Source organism: Streptomyces sp. NPDC020192, assembly GCF_044388685.1.
Lineage (GTDB): Bacteria > Actinomycetota > Actinomycetes > Streptomycetales > Streptomycetaceae > Streptomyces.
Genome location: NZ_JBIRXG010000001.1, coordinates 255,894 through 276,722, shown reverse-complemented (window position 1 = coordinate 276,722; position 20,829 = coordinate 255,894). Strand labels below are relative to the sequence as shown.

The window sequence follows — 20,829 nt, the reverse complement described above, 5'->3', positions numbered from 1 at the left end:
GCTGTCACGCCCTGTCCGCGACGCGCTCGCCGAGCAGGCCCTGTGGCCTGAACAGCAGCACGAGGATGAGGAGTACGAACGCCCAGACATCTGCCCAGGACTGGCTGCCGAACTTGTCCATGCCGGGGATGTCCGCGATGTAGGCGGTGGACAGCGCCTCGGCCACACCGAGGACGAGACCGCCGAGCATGGCGCCGTAGATGTTGCCGATGCCGCCGAGGACGGCCGCGGTGAAGGCCTTCAGGCCGAGGATGAAGCCCATCCGGAAGTCGATCTGACCGTACTTCAGGCCGTAGGCGACCCCGCCCACGGCGGCGAACGCGGCACCGACGGCGAACGCGATCACGATGATCCGGTCGGTGTTGACGCCCATCAGCTTCGCGGTGTCCGGGTCCTGGGCGGTGGCCTGCATACCGCGGCCGGTGCGGGTGCGCATCACGAAGTAGGCGAGGACCGCCATGCTGAGCGGGGCCGCCACGACCAGGAAGATGTCGCCGGTCTGGATGGTGACGCTGCCGATGTTGAAGGGCCCGCCGGGGATGCTCGGGAACGTGCGGGCGGACTTCGCCTCGGGGTACCAGGCCCACACCGCCTGCTGCAGCGCCAGGGAGAGACCGATGGCGGTGATGAGGGGCGCGAGCCGCGGTGCGGTGCGCAGCGGGCGGTAGGCGAACCGTTCCGCTCCGACGGCGACCGTGACGGCGACGAGGATCGCGCCGATCAGCATCAGCGGCAGGGCCACCCACATCGAGGTGCCGTCGGGCAGTACGTACGCGTAGACCGTGAGCGCGCCGAAGGCGCCGGTCATGAAGATCTCGCCGTGGGCGAAGTTGATGAGCTGGACAATGCCGTAGACCATTGTGTAGCCGATGGCGACCAGCCCGTACATGGATCCCAGTAGCAGGCCGTTGACCAGCTGCTGCGGCAGTTCGTGCACCGCATGTCCTCCGAGACGTTCGGAAAGTTCGACGGATGGGGCCGGATGCGAGTCCGCGCGGGGCGCCTGTGGAACAGCGCCCCGCGCGGCTCAGCAGGTGCGGGTGTGGGGTCAGCCGCCGTTGTAGGTGCCGGACTCCACGGCCTTCCAGGCTCCGCCCGTCACGGAGTAGACGGTGAGCTGCTTGTTGGTCGCGTCACCGAACTCGTCGAAGGAGACCTTGCCGGTCACACCGTCGAAGGACACGTTCTGCAGCGCGGCGGTCACCTTCGCGCGGGCGTCGGACGGCAGCTTGCCACCGTTGTCGTCGACGACCTTCTTCACGGCCTCGATGATCGACCAGGCCGAGTCGTAGGAGTAGCCGCCGTAGGCCGCGTAGTCCTCCTTGTAGCCCCCCGCCTTGTAGTTGGCGACGAACTCCTTGGCGGAGGCCAGCGTCTCGACCGGCGCGCCGACCGAGGTGGCGAAGTCGCCGGTGGCGGCGTCGCCGGCCAGCTTGATGAAGGTCGGGTCGTAGACGCCGTCGCCGCCGATCAGCGGGATGTTGGCGCCGGCGGCCTTGATCTGCTTGCTGAGCGGACCGGCCTGCGGGTACTCGCCGCCGTAGTAGACCACCTCGGCACCGGAGTTCTTCACCTTGGTGGCGACCGCGGAGAAGTCCTTGGTGTCGGGGTTGATGTGCTCGGTGCCGACCACCTTGCCGCCGAGCTTGGTGAACTCGCTGGTGAAGGTCGCGGCGAGACCGGCGCCGTAGGTCTTCTTGTCGTCGATGACGAAGACCTTGGTCTTCTTGGCCTTGTTGAAGACGTACTGCGCGGCGAACGGGCCCTGGATGGCGTCCGTGGTCGCGGTGCGGAAGTACGACTTGTACGGGCGCGCCTTGGACTTCTGCCAGTCGGTGCCCTGCGTCAGCGCGGGGTTGGTGTTGGCCGGCGAGACCTCCACCAGCTTGGCGTCGTCGAAGACCTTCTGCATCGACTGGGCGACCGAGGAGTTGAGCGGGCCGACGACACCGAGGACGGAGGAGTCGGAGACGAACGCGGAGGCGTTCTGCTGGCCGGAGGAGGGCTGCGCCTGGTCGTCCTTGGCCGAGATCTTGAAGGTGACGCCCTTGACCAGGTTCTGCTTGTTGGCCGTGTTGACCGCGAGGTCCACGGAGTTCTTGATGCCCAGGCCGAGCGCGGACAGGTCGCCGGTCAGCGGGGCGTCGACGCCGATGGTGACGGTGGTGCCGCCGCCCTTTCCGGAGTCGGAACCCTTGTCGCCGCTGTCGCGCGAGCCGCAGGCGGTGAGGGTGAGTGCTCCCGCTGCCAGCGCGGCGGTGATGGCGATGAGCGAACGTTGACGCACGATCAGTCCTTTCCCCTGGACGACCGCTTCCCCCTGGAAACGGCCGAGCCACGCGCCTGCCCGAAGTGACAAGCCCGAAGAGGCGGGTCGAAGAGCATTCGGCGGCGCGGTGACTGGCCGTGACTCTAAGCGTGTGCAGGGAACGTGGAGGAGGGTCTGACCAAGGCTGTGACTCTCTTGTTATGACACGACGTAATGCAGAGCGGTACGCCCTGGGGGGAACGGCGGAATTCCAGCCGATTCGCCCCGTCCGCATGGTGAGAACCCGCAGGATCCCCCATGATCAATTCAGGTGTCTCGAGGGTTTTGGTGATGACGTGATCTTGTTGCCGCAGGCAGCTTTCAGGGCCTGGGAGAGGTGTTGCGCGTAGCGCGTACCGAGGATGAAGCTCTGAATCTGCATTGCGCGCGTATTACGCAGCGTTACATCCAGGAAAGGGAGTCCGGCGTCCTTAGGCACTTTTCCGCATTCGGTCACGTGCATGGTTATTGTGATCTTGCGGTCGGATCCTTCCTCTGTCCGGAAGGGGGTGCGTGGGTCCGTCACCAGCGACAGTCCCGCGTACGGCTGGGTCACCCGGGTCACGGTGACCGGTGGCCCGGACTCCACGCTCAGTAGCACCGCGAAGCTGAAGCTGTGGGGCGGGGCACCGGCCGGAGTGGGCCGCCCGCCGGCGAACGCCACCTCCACGGCCTGCGCGGGATAGGGGGCCGGGGGCGGCGGGGGCTGTGCCGGTCGCTGCGGCCGGGTGGCGTAAAGATAGCCACCACCGCCGAGGAGTACGGCAGCGGCGGCGAGGGCGAGCGTGGCCCGCCGGCGGCGGGCGTACCGGGTCGCGAGCGCGCCGTGAAACCGGCTCAGGGCGTGGGGAGTTGGGCCGACCGGGCCCACCGGCTCCTCGGTGTCCCACGCGTGCGTGCCCTCGCCGGGCTCCAGGGGGCCGATACCGCTCACTGCCAGGAACCTCCCGTCGGAGTCCCGTACCGGTAGCGCTCGGTGCAGGCCTGTCGCGCCTGACGGCCGATCAACTCGTCGGCTGCGGGCTCGCCTTGACGCCGCTTCACGACGCGTGCCGCGTCCACGACGTCCCGCAGGATCTCGAACTGCCCGGTGGACAGGCCCATCGACTGGTAATCGCCGTAGGTGGTGCCGTCGAGCACCTTGCGCGACCAGTGCGCGATGAGGTGGGTGCACAGGTCGGCGGCGGGTGTGGGGGAGGGGGACGGAGAAGCGGTGTGGGGGTGCTCGGTATGGCCTGGCCGGGCGCAGGCCTGTGTCAGCAGGAGCGCGGGCAGTGTCAGCCCGAGCAACAGGAACCTCACCCCCGGCCGGGGGTCCCCTCGCCGTCCCACGCCCCGAAGCTAAGGGGCGGGACGGCGGGGAGCAACGGTCCGGCGCGCGCGGGTCAGTCCGCGGTGGGCCGCGCGTGCGCCTCGTCGCCCGGGCGCGCGTCCCGCAGCAGGCAGGTCAGCCGGGCGCTGCACACCCGGCGGCCCTCCTCGTCGCTGATCACGATCTCGTACGTCGCCGTCGACCGGCCCCGGTGCACGGGCGTGGCCACACCCGTCACCAGACCCGAGCGGACCCCGCGGTGGTGCGTGCAGTTCAGGTCCACACCCACCGCGATCTTCGAGCTGCCGCCGTGCAGCATGGAGCCCACCGAGCCCAGGGTCTCCGCCAGCACCGCGGAGGCGCCGCCGTGCAGCAGCCCGTACGGCTGGGTGTTGCCCTCCACCGGCATGGTCCCGACGACCTTGTCCGCCGAGGCCTCCAGGATCTCCACGCCCATCCGCGTGCCCAGGTGTCCGGCCGAGAACAGGGCGGGCAGGTCCACACCGAGCGCCGCGTACTCGTCGATCACCTCCTGCGGGAACGTCACTCGCTGCTGCTCACCCATGGGCCCTGCTCCGTTCGTCGTCCAGCTGTCCGCTGGCGGCTGACTCCTGACTGAGCAAACGCTCAGTCGGTCGCCGATTGTTCCAGACGGCCCACCGTGCTCCCGGTGTGATCTTCGAGACGTATGACGACGGACTTGCTGGCCGGGGTGTTGCTGGTGTCGGCGGTGGCGTCGAGCGGGACGAGGACGTTCGTCTCGGGGTAGTAGGCCGCCGCGCAGCCCCGGGTCGTCGGGTAGTGCACGACGCGGAAGCCGGGCGCCCGCCGCTCCACGCCGTCCTTCCACTCACTGACCAGGTCGACGTACGACCCCTCGGCGAACCCGAGCGTCCGGGCGTCCTCGGCGTGTACGAGCACCACCCGGCGGCCGCCCGTGATGCCCCGGTAGCGGTCGTCCAGGCCGTAGATCGTGGTGTTGTACTGGTCGTGCGAGCGCAGGGTCTGCAACAGCAGCCGGCCCTCGGGCAGTTCGGGGTACTCCACCGGCGCCGCCGTGAAGTTCGCCTTGCCCGTGGCCGTCGGGAAGCGGCGCTCGTCGCGCGGGGCGTGCGGCAGCGCGAAGCCGCCCGGCCGGGCCACGCGCGCGTTGAAGTCCTGGAAACCGGGGATCACGCGCGCGATGCGGTCACGGATCGCCGCGTAGTCCCTCTCGAACTCCTCCCACGGCACGACGCTGTCCTCGCCGAGCACCCGGCGCGCGAGACCGCAGATGATCGCGGGCTCGGACCTGAGCCGCGGGCTCGCCGGCGCGAGCCGCCCGCGGGAGGCGTGCACCATGCCCATCGAGTCCTCGACGGTCACGAACTGCTCGCCGCCGGCCTGCACGTCCCGCTCGGTGCGGCCCAGCGTGGGCAGGATCAGCGCCCGCGCGCCCGTGACGACATGCGAGCGGTTGAGCTTGGTCGACACGTGCACGGTCAGTCGCGCGCGCCGCATCGCGGCCTCGGTGACCTCGGTGTCGGGGGAGGCGGAGACGAAGTTGCCGCCCATGGCGAAGAACACCTTCGCCTCTCCGTCGCGCAGCGCGCGGATGGCCCGGACGACGTCGAAGCCGTGCTCGCGCGGCGGCGCGAAGCCGAACTCCTTCTCCAGCGCGTCCAGGAAGGCCGGGGCCGGCCGCTCGAAGATGCCCATCGTGCGGTCGCCCTGCACGTTGGAGTGACCGCGCACCGGGCACACGCCCGCGCCCGGGCGGCCGACGTTGCCGCGCAGCAGCAGGAAGTTGACCACCTCGCGGATGGTCGGCACCGCGTGCTTGTGCTGTGTGAGGCCCATGGCCCAGCAGACGATCGTGCGCTTCGAGGCGAGCGCCATGCCGAGCGCCCGCTCGATCTCCGCGCGCGTGAGGCCCGTCGCCTCGAGGGTCTCGTCCCAGTCGGCGGCGCGGGCGGCCTCGGCGAACTCCTCGAACCCGTGGGTGTGTTCCCGGACGAACTCCTCGTCGACCGCGCCCTGCGTCTCCAGGATCAGCCTGTTGAGGAGCCGGAAGAGCGCCTGGTCGCCGCCGATGCGGATCTGCAGGAACAGATCGGTGAGGGCGGCGCCCTTCAGCAGGCCCTGCGGGGTCTGCGGGTTCTTGAACCGCTCCAGGCCGGCCTCGGGCAGCGGATTGACGCTGATGATCTTCGCGCCGTTCGCCTTGGCCTTCTCCAGCGCGGAGAGCATACGGGGATGGTTCGTGCCCGGGTTCTGTCCCGCGACGATGATCAGGTCGGCCTGGTGGAGGTCCTCCAGCAGGACGCTGCCCTTGCCGACGCCGAGGGTCTCGCTGAGCGCCGACCCGGACGACTCGTGGCACATGTTGGAGCAGTCCGGCAGGTTGTTCGTGCCCAGCTCGCGCGCGAAGAGCTGGTACAGGAACGCGGCCTCGTTGCTGGTGCGCCCCGAGGTGTAGAAGACGGCCTCGTCGGGGGAGGAGAGGGCCGCGATCTCCTCGGCGACGATGTCGAAGGCGCGCTCCCAGGACACCGGCTCGTAGCGCGTGCCGCCCTCGGGGAGATACATGGGGTGCGTGAGCCGCCCCTGCTGTCCCAGCCAGTAGCCGCTCCGGCCGGCCAGGTCGGCCACGGAGTGAGCGGCGAAGAACTCCGGCGTGACCCGGCGCAGGGTGGCCTCCTCGGCCACCGCCTTCGCGCCGTTCTCGCAGAACTCGAACGTGTGCCGGTGGTCCGGCTCCGGCCAGGCGCAGCCCGGGCAGTCGAACCCCTTCTTCTGGTTCACCTGCAACAGCGTCAGCGTGGTGCGCCGCACGCCCATCTGCTGCTGGGCGATGCGCAGGGTGTGGCCGATGGCCGGCAGCCCCGCGGCCGCGTGCTTCGGCTCCGCGACCTGCGGCGCGTCCTGAACCGGATCACCCTTGGGCGGCTTCGTCGCCATCGCACGCTCCCCTTCGACTGCGTGTGAGATGTACGCCGCAGATCCTCCCACGGCCCACCGACAACGGAACCGTCCCCCTTCTTCTCCCTCTGGCTTCTCCCTCTGGTCCTCTCCTTCCGCCGGCTCCCCGCACACCGAGTGACCGAACCACGACCCTCGGCTCCCCGGACCGGAGTGTCAGTGCGGCGTGGCAGGATCGGGGACGTGGCAGAGACAGCATCGAAGAAGACCGACAAGACCCCCGGCGGTACCCGTCCCCGGCTGATGCTCATGGACGGGCACTCGCTGGCCTACCGCGCGTTCTTCGCGCTGCCCGCGGAGAACTTCACGACCGCGACCGGCCAGCCGACGAACGCGATCTACGGCTTCGCGTCGATGCTGGCCAACACCCTGCGTGACGAGGAGCCCACCCACTTCGCGGTGGCCTTCGACGTCTCGCGCAAGACCTGGCGCTCCGAGCGCTTCACCGAGTACAAGGCGAACCGCTCCAAGACCCCGGACGAGTTCAAGGGCCAGGTCGAGCTGATCGGCGAGCTGCTCGACGCGATGCACGCGCCGCGCTTCGCCGTCGAGGGCTTCGAGGCGGACGACGTCATCGCCACCCTCGCCACCCAGGCCGAGGCCGCGGGCTTCGAGGTGCTGATCGTCACCGGCGACCGTGACTCCTTCCAGCTGGTCACCGACCACATCACCGTGCTGTACCCGACGAAGGGCGTCTCGGAGCTGACCCGGTTCACCCCGGAGAAGGTTTTCGAGAAGTACGGCTTGACGCCCGCCCAGTACCCCGACTTCGCGGCCCTGCGCGGCGACCCGTCCGACAACCTCCCCGGCATCCCCGGCGTCGGCGAGAAGACCGCCGCGAAGTGGATCAACCAGTTCGGCTCCTTCGCGGAGCTGGTCGAGCGCGTCGAGGAGGTCAAGGGCAAGGCCGGGCAGAACCTCCGCGACCACCTGGAGTCGGTCAAGCTCAACCGCGTCCTGACCGAGCTGGAGCGCCAGGTCGAGCTGCCCAGGACGGTCACCGACCTGGAGCGGGCCCCGTACGACCGCAAGGCCGTCGCGATGGTCCTGGACACCCTGGAGATCCGCAACCCCTCCCTACGCGAGCGCCTCTACGCCGTCGACCCCGGCTCCGAGGAGGCCGACACCACCCCGGTCACCACCGAGGGTGTGGAGATCGACGGCACGGTCCTGGGCACCGGCGAGCTGGCCCCCTGGCTCACCGGGCACGGCACCGGGACCCTGGGCGTCGCCACCGTCGACACCTGGGCGCTGGGCACCGGCTCCGTCGCCGAGGTCGCCCTGGCCGCGGCCGGGGGAGCGGCCGTCTGGTTCGACCCGGCCGAGCTGGACGAGGCCGACGAGAACGCGTTCGCGGCCTGGCTGGCCGACGCCGACCGCCCCAAGGTGTTCCACAACGCCAAGGGCGCCATGCGCGTCTTCGCCGAGCACGGCTGGTCCGTCGAGGGCGTGACCATGGACACCGCCCTCGCCGCCTACCTGGTCAAGCCGGGCCGCCGATCCTTCGACCTGGACGCGCTGTCCCTGGAGTACCTGCACCGCGAGCTGGCCCCCGCCGCCGCGGCCGACGGCCAGCTCGCCTTCGGCGCGGACGACGGCGCCGAGGCCGAGGCCCTGATGATCCAGGCCCGCGCGGTCCTCGACCTGGGTACGGCCTTCGAGGCCCGCCTCGAGGAGGTCGGCGCGGCTGACCTGCTGCGCGACATGGAGCTGCCCACCTCCGCCCTGCTCGCCCGCATGGAGCGGCACGGCATCGCGGCCGACCGCGCGCACCTGGAGGCGATGGAGCAGACGTTCGCGGGCGCGGTGCAGCAGGCCGTGAAGGAGGCCCACGCGGCCGCCGGCCACGAGTTCAACCTGGGCTCGCCCAAGCAGCTCCAGGAGGTCCTCTTCGGCGAGCTGGCCCTGCCCAGGACCAAGAAGACCAAGACCGGCTACACCACGGACGCCGACGCCCTGGCCTGGCTCGCCACCCAGACCGACAACGAACTGCCGGTCATCATGCTCCGCCACCGCGAGCAGGCGAAGCTGCGCGTCACGGTCGAGGGACTGATCAAGACGGTCGCGGCCGACGGCCGTATCCACACGACCTTCAACCAGACGGTGGCCGCGACCGGCCGGCTGTCCTCCACGGACCCGAACCTCCAGAACATCCCGGTGCGCACCGACGAGGGCCGGGCGATCCGCCGCGGCTTCGTGGTCGGCGAGGGCTTCGAGTCGCTCATGACCGCCGACTACAGCCAGATCGAGCTGCGTGTGATGGCCCACCTCTCCGAGGACGAGGGCCTGATCGAGGCGTTCACCTCCGGCGAGGACCTGCACACCACGGCCGCCTCCCAGGTGTTCGGCGTCGAGCCCGCCGCGGTGGACGCGGAGATGCGCCGCAAGATCAAGGCCATGTCGTACGGCCTGGCCTACGGCCTGTCCGCCTTCGGCCTCTCCCAGCAGCTGAACATCGACGCCGGTGAGGCCCGCGCCCTGATGGACGCGTACTTCGAGCGCTTCGGCGGAGTCCGGGACTACCTGCGCCGCGCGGTCGACGAGGCACGGGCGACGGGCTACACGGCGACCCTCTTCGGCCGCCGCCGCTACCTCCCCGACCTCAACAGCGACAACCGCCAGCGCCGGGAGGCGGCCGAACGCATGGCCCTCAACGCGCCCATCCAGGGCACGGCGGCGGACATCGTCAAGATCGCCATGCTCAAGGTGGACAGCGCGCTGCGGGCGGCCGGCCTGAAGTCCCGCATGCTCCTCCAGGTCCACGACGAAATCGTCCTGGAGATCGCCCCCGGCGAGCGCCGGGCCACGGAGGAGATCGTCCGCCACGAGATGACCAACGCCGTCCGCCTCACGGCCCCCCTGGACGTCTCGGTGGGCGCGGGCCCGGACTGGGAGTCCGCGGCGCACTAGCCCTCGGGGTCAGGGGGCGCTGTCGGCTGAAGCCGAGGACAGCGCCCCCTCACCCCCAATCCGCACGGTCGACCGACTCCGGCACGGCAAAACCGGCCCAGCCCCCGCAGGGCCCGTCACTCACGTGGCCCCCGCCAAAACGCCCCCCACCCCCCGCAGCCGCAACACTGCGGGCATGGGTATACGCATGCTTCACCGCCGGACGCCCGAGGCAGACACCCGGGCCTGTGCGGACGCCACCTCGGCGCAGGCCGCCGTGCCCGCCTCGCCGGTCCAGGCCCTCGCGGCCGACGCAAGCACCGCCCGCGTCCCCGCCGACCTGGCCGAGACCGTCCGTGCGACCGCCACGGACCTGCGGCGCAGACTCGCCGGCCTGACCGCCCGCGCGGACCACGCCCCGGACTGGCGCCAGTGGGCCGATCTGGCCCGCGGCTACCTCGCCCTCGCGCTCGGCCTGATCCCGAGATCGCGCCCCCGGCAGACCCTCACGGTCTTCGTCGCCTCCCTCACCGAGCGCGAGTGGCCGACCGCCCCCGACGCGCGGCGACCGGCTCACCCGGATCCCCAGGACCAGCCGGAAGAACCGGGCTCCGACGCCACACCCTGACCCCGACGGCGTACAGCAGCAGTCCCAGGACCAGCCCCGCGCCCGCCCCGAAGCACACGGTCGGCACCAGATCCCCCAGCCGGGCCGGAGCGCCCCCGCCCGCCCACTCCCGGGCCACCCGCCGAGCCGCCCCGGCCACCGCACAGCCCCCGACGACCGCACCGGCCCACCACCGGTCCCGTACGGACAGCACCGGCACCCGCACCGGCTCCCCGCCCGGCAGCCGCCGTAGCGCCCGTACGGCGAACACCGCGAGCACGGCCGCGCCCGCCACGGACGAGCCGTACTGAAGCCACGTGAACAGCGGTACGCCGTGCAGCCGGTCCCGCTCGATGGCCGGAACCAGTCGGGTTCCCCATCGGCCGTCATGCGTGAACGCGTCCCACACCACATGGGTCAGCCCGCCCAGCACCGCGGAGACGTACCACCACCCCACCGAAACGGGCCGTACACGCGCGCGTGGCGCACCGCACCGCAGCAGCGCGGCCGGCCGGCCCTGCCAGGCCCGGGGCAGCAGCGCGAGCACCGGTTCCCGGACGAGCAGCCACAGCCCCACCAGCGCCCAGGCGATGAGCACATCGACCGTCACGACCCCGGCGAACGCGTGCGTGACCGTGCCGAACTCCATTCCGCCGGGCAGGACACCCGCCGCGTAGTAGGGCATGTCGGGCGCGAAGGAGCCTGCCACGAGCACCGCCGGTATCAGTGGGCCACGGCCGGTCCCGTCCCGGCGGATCGCCGGCAGGACGGCCGACGCATGGCTGAGTGTGAACGGCAACAGGGCCCCCTGGAGCGGTCGTCGGCCATCGCGTCGCGGCCGGTGATCAGGCCTGTTCAGTATGCGGGACCCGGTCACGGTCCCCGGATGACAACGGGAGTTGGCCAACTGGTAAAAATCGGACGTGAACAGGTGCCCGCGTCAAGCAAGTTGCCGTAGGGTCACCTGCGGTGCCGGGCTGGTGCGCGCTCGGACGCACTTCGCACAAACGGAACGGCGCAACAAGAGGCAACCGGAACACCGGGTCAACCGTCAGACCAGAGCGAGGCAGACGGACGGAGACGGACGCAGGGGCGTCCACGGGAGGGGTTCACTCTATGGCGGCGCATTTCGGCAGGCGGCTGCGCAAGGGGGCGGCGACCACCGCCGTGGCAGCGGCAGCGGTCGCGGCTCTGTCCGCGTCCCAGGCTCCGGGAGCGACCGGCCAGGACCACGGCAGACAGGCCACGGCCGGCGCCACCACCCCCGTACCGGCGACGGCCTCCGACGGCAACGCCACCGGCAACTCGCCGTACTACACGGACCTGCCGCCGCTGAACAGCCCCAACCCCAGCCCCTCGCCGACCGCCACCGGTACCCCGGTCGCCCAGGGTGAGGCGGAGGCCGGCATCCCGGCGACGGTCCTCGACGCCTACAAGAAGGCCGAGGCCGAACTGCGCTCCGCCAAGCCCGGCTGCAACCTGCCCTGGCAACTGCTCGCCGCCATCGGCAAGGTCGAGTCGGGCCAGGCCGACGGCGGCCGGGTCGGCGCCGACGGCACCACGCTGACCCCCATCCTGGGCCCGGTGCTCGACGGCAACGGCTTCGCGCTCATCAAGGACACCGACCACGGGGAGTACGACGGCAGCGCCGAGTACGACCGGGCCGTCGGCCCGATGCAGTTCATCCCGTCGACCTGGGCCTGGGCGGGCCGCGACGGCAACGGCGACGGCAAGAAGGACCCGAACAACGTCTACGACGCCGCCCTCGCCGCCGGCCACTACCTGTGCCGCAACGGCTGGGACCTCTCGCGCGAGGGCGACCTGCACAGCGCGATCCTCAGCTACAACAACTCGCAGGACTACCTGAACACGGTCCTGAGCTGGCTGGAGTACTACCGCAAGGGCACCCACTCCGTGCCCGACGGCAGCGGCAGTGTGCCCAGCCACCGCAGCGACGACGGCACCGAGCACGCCCGGACGCCGAAGCAGGCGCCGACGCCTTCGAACCCGCCGAAGACCAAGCCCACGCCCAAGCCGGACCCGAAGCCCGGCAAGCCCGGCACACCCGGCGGCGGGAGCCCCAGCCCGACCCCGCCGAAGCCGCCCGCCCCGCCGACGACCCCGCCGACCCCCACCGACACGGTCGACCACCTTCAGGACGACGGCACCGCCCCGCTCACCGCGATGGCCGGCCACGCCTTCACCGGTCAGATCTCCACCCGCGCCGAGACCAAGGCCGGCAAGTCCGTGGCCAAGGTGCGGATCCGGTTCACGATCAGCGGCGGCACCGACGCCACCTTCACCGGCGGCGAGACCGTGGCCACGGTCGTCACCGACGCCCAGGGCATCGCCCACGCCCCCGCGCTCCAGGCGGGCGAGAAGACCGGCGACTTCAAGGTCACCGCGGCCCTCGTGGGCCGCTCGGTCAAGGGCGTCGACTACACGGCCACCGTCACCGCACGCGCCGCCGACACCCTGACCCGCACCAGCGACACCCCGCTGACCTGCACCCCGGGCGGCGAGTTCGCCGACCAGGTCCAGGTGAAGGCGACGTACAAGGGCGCCGTCGCGGACAAGGTCGCGGCCACCGCCACCCTGATCAAGTCGGACACCGACACCACCGAGAACGACAAGGGCCCGTACTTCAAGGACGCCGACGGCAAGACCGTACGCACCCTCACCGGCCTCACGACCGACGACAAGGGCCTGCTCACACTGCCGAAGCTGTACGCCGACGACACCACCGGCACCTTCCTGCTCCGGATCACCACCACCGGCGGCGCGACGCTCACCGTCGAGCTGAAGGTCGCCGCCGCCGACGCCTCGCCGAGCCCGTCACCCTCCTCCTGACCCCACCGGCAAACGCACAGGGCGCCCTCCCCGTTGCCGCGGGGAGGGCGCCCTCGTTCGTGCGTGCACCGCTGTTCTCATCTCGGCCGCCCGTTGCTACGGTGCCCGCCTGACGATCCATCAGGAACCCGTGGGACACAGACCGTCCGCAGGGAGGCCCGTATGCGCGCCCTGATCGCCGCCGCGATCGGACTGGCCCTCGCGCTCGCCCTGGTCCTCCTGATCAGCGCGACGGGCCCGTCGCCGGGCGGCACGTCCCCCAAACAACTGCTGACGACGGTGCCCTCGCATCCGTAGCGCACTCGTAGCCGCGCCCGTCCGGGAGGGAGGCCTTCCATGCGTCGCAAGGCAAGCCTGGTCCTGCTCGCCTGCGCCGTCTTCTGCGCGGCGCTGTCCCCGCTCATGCGCTGGTACGCCTTCCCGCGCCTGGCCAGGATCCCCGCGAACCAGTACCAGGACATGGTCCTGGAGGCCAAGGACGCCACCCTCCTCGACTACGGCACCATGCAGGCCAGGAAGGTCCCCAAGGTCACCATCGTGCAGACCCTCAAGGGCGATGTGGAGGCCGCGAAGAAGATCGAGAAGACGGCGGGCCGGCCCGTCGTCGTCTGGGACGGCCTCTCCTACGTCCAGGGCCCCGACGGCAAGATGGTCTCCAAGGTCCCCGAGCGCTACATCTTCGACGCCCACAGCCAGGACCCCGTGCACGCCACCGGCGAGATGGTCGACGGCGACCCGGTCACGCGCCAGGGCATCGAGTTCAAGTGGCCCTTCCTCACCCAGAAGCGCGACTACGAGTACTTCGACGCGCAGACCCGTACCACCAGCCCCATCCACTACAAGGGCACCCGGACCTTCCGCGGCCTGAAGGTCTACTACTTCGAGCAGACCGTCCCCTGGACCAAGGTCCCCATGCCGAAGACCATGCCCGTCCAGGGCATCACACCGGAGTCGGTCGCCAGGACGGGCACCACCCGCTGGTACAGCACGGTCCGCACGTTCTGGGTCGAGCCCGTCACCGGCGCGCCCGTCTACGGCGAGGAACTCCACCAGGAGGAACTGCGCGGTGGCACGCTGCTCGGCGGCCGGGACAGGGTCACGGCGTTCGCCGGGGACGTGAAGATGCGCGAGGACTACATCGAGCACACGGTCGCCCTCGTCAAGCACAACCGCACCCTGATCCTGCTGCTCACCTCGTACGTCCCCTGGGGCTCCCTGATCCTGGGCGTACTGCTCCTGGCCCTCTCCCTCTGCCTGGAGGCCCGATCCCGCAGTCCCCGGGACCCGGCCCCCACGGAGGCGACGGAACCCGAACCGGTCAGCGCCTGAGCCGCGCGTTGGTGTGCCGGGTGGGCTCGGCGGCCGCCGGGTCCTCGGGCCACGGATGCTTCGGATACCGCCCGCGCAACTCCGCCCGTACGCCCTTGTAGCCGTCCTTCCAGAAGGAGGCCAGGTCGGCCGTGACGGCGGCGGGCCGCCCGGCGGGGGAGAGCAGATGCACCAGCAGCGGCACACCGGCCACGGCCGGCGTCTCGTGCAGCCCGAACATCTCCTGCAGCTTGACGGCGAGCACCGGCCGCGCGGGATCCCCATAGTCGATCCGAATCCTGGACCCACTGGGTACGGCGATCCGCTCGGGAGCGAGTTCGTCGAGCCGGGCGGCATCACCACTCGCCCAGGGCAGCAGCCGCGCGAGCGCCTGCCCGGCGTCGATCCGCCCGAGATCCGCCCGCCGCCGGGCCCGGCCCAGCTCCGGTTCCAGCCACTCGTCCACGCGCGCGTGGAGCGCGTCGTCGGACACGTCCGGCCACGGCTCCCCGAGACGGGCCCGCAGAAACGCCATCCGCTCCCGCAGCCCCCGGGCCTCCGCCGACCACCGCAACAGCCCGAACCCCTCCTGCCGAAGCCCTTCGAGCAGGGCGCCGCGTACGAGGGCGGGGTCGGCGGTCCGCAGAGGCCGTACGGCCAGTTCGACGGCCCCCAGCCGTTCGACCCGCCGGGCGACGACGTCCCCGTCGGCCCAGTGCACCTCGTCCCGCTCACTCACCAGGGACTGGGCAGCGGCAAGCGCCACGTGCTCTTCCGTGGCAGCCCCGAGCCGCACACGCGCGTGCCCCTTCCCGCCGGGCCGCTCACCCACAGCGACCACAATCCACTCCGCCCCCCGCAACGCCGACCCGTCCCCCAACTCGGCCCGGGTCCCGGAGGCCATGAGATACGACCCCCCGTCGAGCTTGGCGACCCGCTCGGGAAAGGCGAGCGCGGCGACGAGCCCGGCGAGCTTGTCGACACCGGTGTCCGGTCCGACCTCAACGGCACCTTCTGGCCGACGGTCACGGACGGGCGGGTGGGAAAGATCCTGGGAGACGGCCCGCAGCCGCCGAACTTCCGCAGCCCACCGCCCCGCATAGGCGTCACCCCCGCGCCGGACACGCCGCAGAGCACCGCCAAGATCATCTCCGTAGTCCCGCGGCACCTCCTCGGAGAGCAGGGCGACAACCTCGGCCCCCTCGCCAGGGGTGTCCAGCAGGGCCCGCCCCAGTCGAGGGTGCACACCCAACCGGGCCAACCGCACACCCGCGGGTGTGGCGCGACCGGCGGAGTCCACCGCCCCCACCGCTGCCAGCGCGGAGCGGGCCGCCGCCATCGCCCCGCCCGGCGGCGGATCCAGCAACGCCAGCCCGGAGGCGTCGGGATCGCCCCAGCAGGCCGCCTGAAGGGCGAACGCGGTCAGATCGGCCAGTTTGATCTCCGGCGCCGGAAAGGCCGGCAGACGCCCGTCCTCGACCTCCGTCCAGCACCGGTACACCACACCCGGCGCCTCACGCCCCGCACGCCCCGCCCGCTGCCGCCCGGCCGCCCGCGACGCCCGTACGGTCGTCAGCCCGCTCAGCCCGCGCGCGTGATCCACCCGCGGCTCCCGCGCCAGCCCCGAGTCGACGACCACCCGCACCCCGGGCACGGTCAGCGACGACTCGGCGACGGCCGTGGCCAGCACCACCCGGCGCCGCTCCCCGCCCGCCAGCACCGCGTCCTGCACGGCGGCCGGCGCCCGCCCGTGCACCTGGAGCACCTCGACGTCCCCCAGCTGCCCGAGTTGCCCGGCCACGCGCGCGATCTCGCCGACACCGGGCAGGAAGCACAGCACGTCGCCCGCCCGCTCGGCCAGCGCACGCCGTACCACCGACGCCACGTGCGCCGGCAGCGCCGGATCGACCCGCATCCCGTGCGGCGGCCGTACCGTACGCGCCGGGGGAGCCCACACCACCTCCACGGGATGGGCGACACCCGCCGCCTCGACCACCGGCGCCCCGCCGAGCAGCCGCGCCCACCCCTCCGCGTCCGTCGTCGCGGACGCGGCCACGAGCCGCAGCTCCGGCCGCAGCGTCTGCCGTACGTCCCACAGGAAGGCGGCCGCCGTGTCCGCGTCCAGATGACGCTCATGGCACTCGTCGAGCACGACGACGTCGACACCCGGCAGCTCCTGGTCGCGCTGCAGCCGCTGCAGCAGCACGCCGGTCGTGACGACTTCCACGCGCGTGTGCCGCCCCACGGCCCGTTCGCCGCGCACCGTGAAACCCACGCTCTCGCCGGGCCTCTCGCCCAGCAGCCACGCCATGCGCCGCGCCGCCGCCCGCGCCGCGATCCGCCGCGGCTCGGCCACCACCACCCGCCGCGCGGGACCGCCTCCGACCAGCCCCGCCAGCACCAGCGGCACCAGCGTCGTCTTGCCGGTGCCGGGCGGCGCCACGAGGACAGCGGTGCCGTCCGCCTCCAGGGCGTCGGTCAGGGCGGGCAGGGCGGAGCGCACGGGCAGCGCGTCCAGGGCGTCGTAACGGATCACGCCCCCAGTGTCGTACGACGGGAAACGCAGCCCGCACGCGCGCGTACCGACGAGAAACTCCCCACGCGCGCGTAGACGCGGGTCAGTCCCTCCCCCCGCCTTCGGCCGGGGGGACCCCCATCTCGCTTCGCTCGCACACGAAGATCGCCGTCCCCGGGATCAGGTTGCCGCGCAGCGGGGACCAGCCGCCCCACTCCGAGGTGTTCCAGGCCGGCCACTCCGGCTCCACCAGATCCACCAGCCGAAGGCCCGCGGCGACGATGTCCCGGACCCGGTCGCCGAGCGTCCGGTGGTGCTCGACGTACACCGCGCGGCCCTCGTCGTCCTGCTCGACGTAGGGCGTCCGGTCGAAGTAGGAGGCGGCCACCGACAGGCCCTCGGGGCCGGGCTCGTCCGGGAACGCCCAGCGGATCGGATGCGTCACCGAGAAGACGAACCGGCCGCCCGGCCGCAGCACCCGGCGCACCTCGCGCAGCACCAGCCGCGGGTCGGCGACGAACGGCAGCGCCCCGTACGCGGAGCACACCAGGTCGAAGGAACCGTCCGCGAAGGGCAGCGCCCCGGCGTCCGCGCAGACCAGGGGAAACGATCCGCCGATCCGCAGGGCGTGCTGGAGCTGGCGGTGCGAGAGGTCCAGCGCCACCGGGCGGGCCCCCTGGGCGGCCAGCCAGCGCGCGCACTGCGCCGCGCCCGCGCCGATCTCCAGGACGTCCTTGCCCTTCAGCTCCTCCGACGGGCCGAGCAGCTCCGCCTCCACCTCGTCCAGGCCCTCCGGGCCCCACACGAAGCGGTCGTCACCGAGGAACGTGCCGTGCTCGACCTGGTACTCGTCCGCGTTGCGGTCCCACCAGCCCCGGTTGGCTCGTGAACTCTCCGCGACACCGGCGTCACGCCGCGTGGCCTGCGAGGTGGCGTCCACGGCGTTGTCGGGATCGTAGGCTTCCGGCTCTTGGATGATCGGCTCCCTCGTCGTACTCTTCCGTCCAACCCGTCGGGGCCCGTCACGGAAACGGACGTGGTTCCCCTGGGTGTGCGTCGCCTTGTGGGACGTTTCTTCTGCCGGGAATGCGGGGATCCGCCCCCGGTTGGCGCCTTCGCGCATTGACCCTGTCCGGCTGCCCCCGTATGCTACAAGTTGCGCTGCGGGCCTGCGCACCTCAGACGTAGCAGGCTGCGCTCGCATCTGTTGTATGTCCCCTCGGTTTTCGAGGCGCCACCAGTGGTTTTGTGTGGCGCTTCCTTGGCTGTCCGGCTTCTTCAGAGCGATACGGGCTCCCGGCGTAGCAGTACCTACGACTTCAATGTCCGTACCGGAGCCCTTTCCCACATGACGAGCAGCACCGAGACCACCGCCACCACCCCGCAGGTTGCGGTCAACGACATCGGTAACGAGGAAGCCTTCCTCGCCGCGATCGACGAGACGATCAAGTACTTCAACGACGGCGACATCGTCGACGGCGTCATCGTGAAGGTCGACCGGGACGAGGTCCTGCTCGACATCGGTTACAAGACCGAAGGTGTCATCCCGAGCCGCGAGCTCTCGATCAAGCACGACGTCGACCCGAACGAGGTCGTCGCCGTCGGTGACGAGATCGAGGCCCTTGTTCTCCAGAAGGAGGACAAGGAAGGCCGCCTGATCCTCTCGAAGAAGCGCGCCCAGTACGAGCGTGCCTGGGGCACCATCGAGAAGATCAAGGAAGAGGACGGCATCGTCACCGGTACCGTCATCGAGGTCGTCAAGGGTGGTCTCATCCTCGACATCGGCCTCCGTGGCTTCCTCCCGGCCTCCCTGGTCGAGATGCGCCGCGTCCGCGACCTCCAGCCGTACGTCGGCAAGGAGCTCGAGGCGAAGATCATCGAGCTGGACAAGAACCGCAACAACGTGGTCCTGTCCCGCCGTGCCTGGCTCGAGCAGACCCAGTCCGAGGTCCGCCAGACGTTCCTCACGACCCTCCAGAAGGGTCAGGTCCGTTCCGGCGTCGTCTCCTCGATCGTCAACTTCGGTGCCTTCGTGGACCTGGGTGGCGTCGACGGTCTGGTCCACGTCTCCGAGCTGTCCTGGAAGCACATCGACCACCCGTCCGAGGTTGTCGAGGTCGGCCAGGAGGTCACCGTCGAGGTTCTCGACGTCGACATGGACCGCGAGCGTGTCTCCCTGTCGCTGAAGGCGACCCAGGAAGACCCGTGGCAGCAGTTCGCCCGCACCCACCAGATCGGCCAGGTCGTGCCCGGTAAGGTCACGAAGCTGGTGCCGTTCGGTGCGTTCGTCCGCGTGGACGAGGGCATCGAGGGTCTGGTCCACATCTCCGAGCTGGCCGAGCGCCACGTGGAGATCCCGGAGCAGGTCGTCCAGGTCAACGACGAGATCTTCGTCAAGGTCATCGACATCGACCTCGAGCGTCGTCGCATCAGCCTCTCGCTGAAGCAGGCCAACGAGTCCTTCGGTGCCGACCCGGCCTCGGTCGAGTTCGACCCGACCCTGTACGGCATGGCCGCGTCCTACGACGACCAGGGCAACTACATCTACCCCGAGGGCTTCGACCCGGAGACCAACGACTGGCTGCCGGGCTACGAGAAGCAGCGCGAGGAGTGGGAGCGCCAGTACGCCGAGGCGCAGGCCCGCTTCGAGCAGCACCAGCAGCAGGTCATCAAGTCCCGCGAGGCCGACGCCGCTGCCGCGGCCGAGGGCGGCGAGGCTGCGGCTCCGGCCGCGACCGGCGGTTCGTACTCCTCCGAGGGCGCGGACACCTCCGGTGCCCTGGCCTCGGACGAGGCGCTGGCCGCGCTGCGCGAGAAGCTCGCCGGTGGCCAGAGCTGAACTCCCCCAGCGGGGGTATCCCCAGCCGCTGAGGCTTAGCCGATAGCCGGCTCTGAGGGGCCGTACCTTTCGAGGTGCGGCCCCTCAGGCGTTTTCTGGGGCTGTTCGTCGTCTTTCGAGTGCAGGCCGTCTGCGGCTTGTCGCGCAGTTCCCCGCGCCCCTAGGGGGTTGGAGGAGCCCCTCGTCCGAACCGCCCCGTGAGATCGCTGATCAACGGCGTGTCGTGGGAATGCCCACCTTCCAGGGCGTGTTGTCGATGACGAACACGAGGAGGAGCGGTCACAGTGCTTGATCCGCAGGGTTTGTACGCATGGGAGCCGAAGGGCCTCGCCGTTGTCGACATGGCGCTCGCCCAGGAGTCGGCCGGCCTTGTCATGCTCTACCACTTCGACGGATACATCGACGCGGGCGAGACCGGCGACCAGATCGTCGACCGGCTGCTCGACTCACTGCCCCACCAGCTCGTCGCCCGTTTCGACCACGACCGGCTCGTGGACTACCGGGCCCGTCGGCCGCTGCTGACCTTCAAGCGGGACAGCTGGACCGACTACGAGGTCCCGGCCATCGAGGTCCGCCTCGTCCAGGACACCACCGGCGCCCCCTTCCTGCTGCTGTCCGGACCCGAGCCGGACGTGGAGTGGGAGCGCTTCGCGGCGGCCGTACAGCAGATCGTGGAGCGGCTCGGCGTACGCCTGTCCGTGAACTTCCACGGCATCCCCATGGGCGTCCCGCACACCCGCCCCGTGGGCCTCACCCCGCACGGCAACCGCACGGACCTGATCCCCGGCCACCGCAGCCCCTTCGAGGAGGCCCAGGTGCCCGGCAGCGCCGAGTCGCTGGTGGAGTACCGCCTCAGCGAGGCCGGGCACGACGTCCTGGGCGTCGCCGCGCACGTCCCGCACTACATCGCCCGGTCCACGTACCCGGACGCCGCCCTGACCGTCCTGGAGGCCATCACGGCCGCCACCGGACTGGTCCTCCCGGGCGTCGCCCACTCGCTGCGCACGGACGCGCATCGCACACAGACGGAGATCGACCGGCAGATCCAGGAGGGCGACGAGGAGCTCACCGCCCTCGTCCAGGGCCTGGAGCACCAGTACGACGCGGCAGCGGGCGCCGAGACCCGGGGCAACATGCTGGCCGAGCCGGTGGAGATTCCGTCGGCCGACGAGATCGGTCGCGAGTTCGAGCGGTTCCTGGCGGAGCGCGAAGGCGACAACTGACCTCCGCCGGTCCCGCT

16 protein-coding genes are annotated in these 20,829 nt (G+C 71.1%); 7 read left to right on the top strand and 9 right to left on the bottom strand.

Features of this window, described 5'->3' with window-relative positions; all coding sequences use genetic code 11:
• Window positions 1-4: 4 nt before the first annotated feature.
• The 6 genes from ACH47Z_RS01320 to ACH47Z_RS01295 form a co-directional block, all read right to left on the bottom strand.
• Window positions 5-937, bottom strand: coding sequence for a branched-chain amino acid ABC transporter permease (locus tag ACH47Z_RS01320; RefSeq protein ID WP_399069228.1), 933 nt, complete (start codon window positions 935-937; stop codon window positions 5-7).
• Between the two features lie 111 nt (window positions 938-1,048).
• Entirely contained in the window at window positions 1,049-2,287 is a 1,239-nt protein-coding gene (locus ACH47Z_RS01315) for a branched-chain amino acid ABC transporter substrate-binding protein (RefSeq protein WP_399069226.1), read from the bottom strand.
• Window positions 2,288-2,570: 283 nt separating this feature from the next.
• Window positions 2,571-3,242, bottom strand: coding sequence for a Tat pathway signal sequence domain protein (locus ACH47Z_RS01310; RefSeq protein WP_399069225.1), 672 nt, complete (start codon window positions 3,240-3,242; stop codon window positions 2,571-2,573).
• Entirely contained in the window at window positions 3,239-3,640 is a 402-nt protein-coding gene (locus ACH47Z_RS01305; protein ID WP_399069223.1) for a hypothetical protein, read from the bottom strand. Before ACH47Z_RS01305 ends, ACH47Z_RS01310 begins: the two co-directional genes overlap by 4 nt.
• A 53-nt stretch (window positions 3,641-3,693) precedes the next feature.
• A complete protein-coding gene (locus ACH47Z_RS01300) occupies window positions 3,694-4,185 on the bottom strand; it encodes a hotdog fold thioesterase (RefSeq protein ID WP_399069221.1) in 492 nt (163 codons plus the stop codon).
• Between the two features lie 62 nt (window positions 4,186-4,247).
• A complete protein-coding gene (locus tag ACH47Z_RS01295) occupies window positions 4,248-6,560 on the bottom strand; it encodes an FdhF/YdeP family oxidoreductase (protein WP_399069219.1) in 2,313 nt (770 codons plus the stop codon).
• Window positions 6,561-6,764: 204 nt separating this feature from the next.
• Here ACH47Z_RS01295 and polA point away from each other — a divergent pair, with 204 nt between their 5' ends.
• Both polA and ACH47Z_RS01285 read left to right on the top strand, forming a co-directional pair.
• A complete protein-coding gene (polA, locus tag ACH47Z_RS01290; RefSeq protein WP_399069217.1) occupies window positions 6,765-9,491 on the top strand; it encodes a DNA polymerase I in 2,727 nt (908 codons plus the stop codon).
• Window positions 9,492-9,666: 175 nt separating this feature from the next.
• Entirely contained in the window at window positions 9,667-10,098 is a 432-nt protein-coding gene (locus tag ACH47Z_RS01285; RefSeq protein ID WP_399069215.1) for a hypothetical protein, read from the top strand.
• Here the strand turns inward: ACH47Z_RS01285 and ACH47Z_RS01280 are convergent.
• Window positions 9,998-10,876, bottom strand: a complete 879-nt coding sequence (locus ACH47Z_RS01280; RefSeq protein WP_399069213.1) for a DUF4184 family protein — start codon at window positions 10,874-10,876, stop codon at window positions 9,998-10,000. The two genes, ACH47Z_RS01285 and ACH47Z_RS01280, sit on opposite strands and share 101 nt — an antisense overlap.
• A gap of 317 nt (window positions 10,877-11,193) precedes the next feature.
• Between ACH47Z_RS01280 and ACH47Z_RS01275 the strand changes: the two genes are divergently transcribed.
• The 3 genes from ACH47Z_RS01275 to ACH47Z_RS01265 all read left to right on the top strand — a co-directional run bounded on the left by ACH47Z_RS01275 (window position 11,194) and on the right by ACH47Z_RS01265 (window position 14,256).
• The gene (locus ACH47Z_RS01275; protein ID WP_399069211.1) at window positions 11,194-12,927 is read left to right on the top strand and encodes a lytic murein transglycosylase; all 1,734 of its coding nucleotides are present in this window, start codon (window positions 11,194-11,196) and stop codon (window positions 12,925-12,927) included.
• A 162-nt stretch (window positions 12,928-13,089) separates the two neighbouring features.
• Window positions 13,090-13,224, top strand: a complete 135-nt coding sequence (locus ACH47Z_RS01270; RefSeq protein WP_399069209.1) for an SPW_0924 family protein — start codon at window positions 13,090-13,092, stop codon at window positions 13,222-13,224.
• A gap of 39 nt (window positions 13,225-13,263) precedes the next feature.
• Window positions 13,264-14,256, top strand: coding sequence for a DUF3068 domain-containing protein (locus ACH47Z_RS01265; RefSeq protein WP_399069207.1), 993 nt, complete (start codon window positions 13,264-13,266; stop codon window positions 14,254-14,256).
• Here ACH47Z_RS01265 and hrpB read toward each other — a convergent pair.
• Window positions 14,246-16,771 (bottom strand): ATP-dependent helicase HrpB, encoded by a 2,526-nt coding sequence (gene hrpB / locus ACH47Z_RS01260; RefSeq protein ID WP_399069205.1) that lies wholly within the window; start codon window positions 16,769-16,771, stop codon window positions 14,246-14,248. The genes ACH47Z_RS01265 and hrpB overlap by 11 nt on opposite strands.
• A gap of 82 nt (window positions 16,772-16,853) precedes the next feature.
• On the bottom strand, window positions 16,854-17,729 hold the full coding sequence (locus ACH47Z_RS01255; protein WP_399070338.1) for a class I SAM-dependent methyltransferase: 876 nt from the start codon (window positions 17,727-17,729) through the stop codon (window positions 16,854-16,856).
• A gap of 369 nt (window positions 17,730-18,098) precedes the next feature.
• Here ACH47Z_RS01255 and rpsA point away from each other — a divergent pair, with 369 nt between their 5' ends.
• Together rpsA and ACH47Z_RS01245 are read left to right on the top strand one after the other, a co-directional pair.
• Window positions 18,099-19,589 carry a 30S ribosomal protein S1 gene (gene rpsA / locus ACH47Z_RS01250; RefSeq protein ID WP_023551529.1) on the top strand — a complete coding sequence of 497 codons (1,491 nt, stop codon included), beginning with the start codon at window positions 18,099-18,101 and terminating at the stop codon, window positions 19,587-19,589.
• Window positions 19,590-19,873: 284 nt separating this feature from the next.
• Window positions 19,874-20,812: a PAC2 family protein gene (locus tag ACH47Z_RS01245; RefSeq protein ID WP_399069203.1), complete on the top strand. Its 939-nt coding sequence runs from the start codon at window positions 19,874-19,876 to the stop codon at window positions 20,810-20,812.
• Window positions 20,813-20,829: the final 17 nt, after the last annotated feature.

Coding starts and splice junctions, on each gene's coding strand:
- rpsA (WP_023551529.1), top strand. CDS start 18,099: ATGACGAGCAGCACCGAGACCACCGCCACCACCCCGCAGGTTGCGGTC.
- ACH47Z_RS01270 (WP_399069209.1), top strand. CDS start 13,090: ATGCGCGCCCTGATCGCCGCCGCGATCGGACTGGCCCTCGCGCTCGCC.
- ACH47Z_RS01265 (WP_399069207.1), top strand. CDS start 13,264: ATGCGTCGCAAGGCAAGCCTGGTCCTGCTCGCCTGCGCCGTCTTCTGC.
- ACH47Z_RS01300 (WP_399069221.1), bottom strand. CDS start 4,185: ATGGGTGAGCAGCAGCGAGTGACGTTCCCGCAGGAGGTGATCGACGAG.
- ACH47Z_RS01285 (WP_399069215.1), top strand. CDS start 9,667: ATGGGTATACGCATGCTTCACCGCCGGACGCCCGAGGCAGACACCCGG.
- ACH47Z_RS01275 (WP_399069211.1), top strand. CDS start 11,194: ATGGCGGCGCATTTCGGCAGGCGGCTGCGCAAGGGGGCGGCGACCACC.
- ACH47Z_RS01295 (WP_399069219.1), bottom strand. CDS start 6,560: ATGGCGACGAAGCCGCCCAAGGGTGATCCGGTTCAGGACGCGCCGCAG.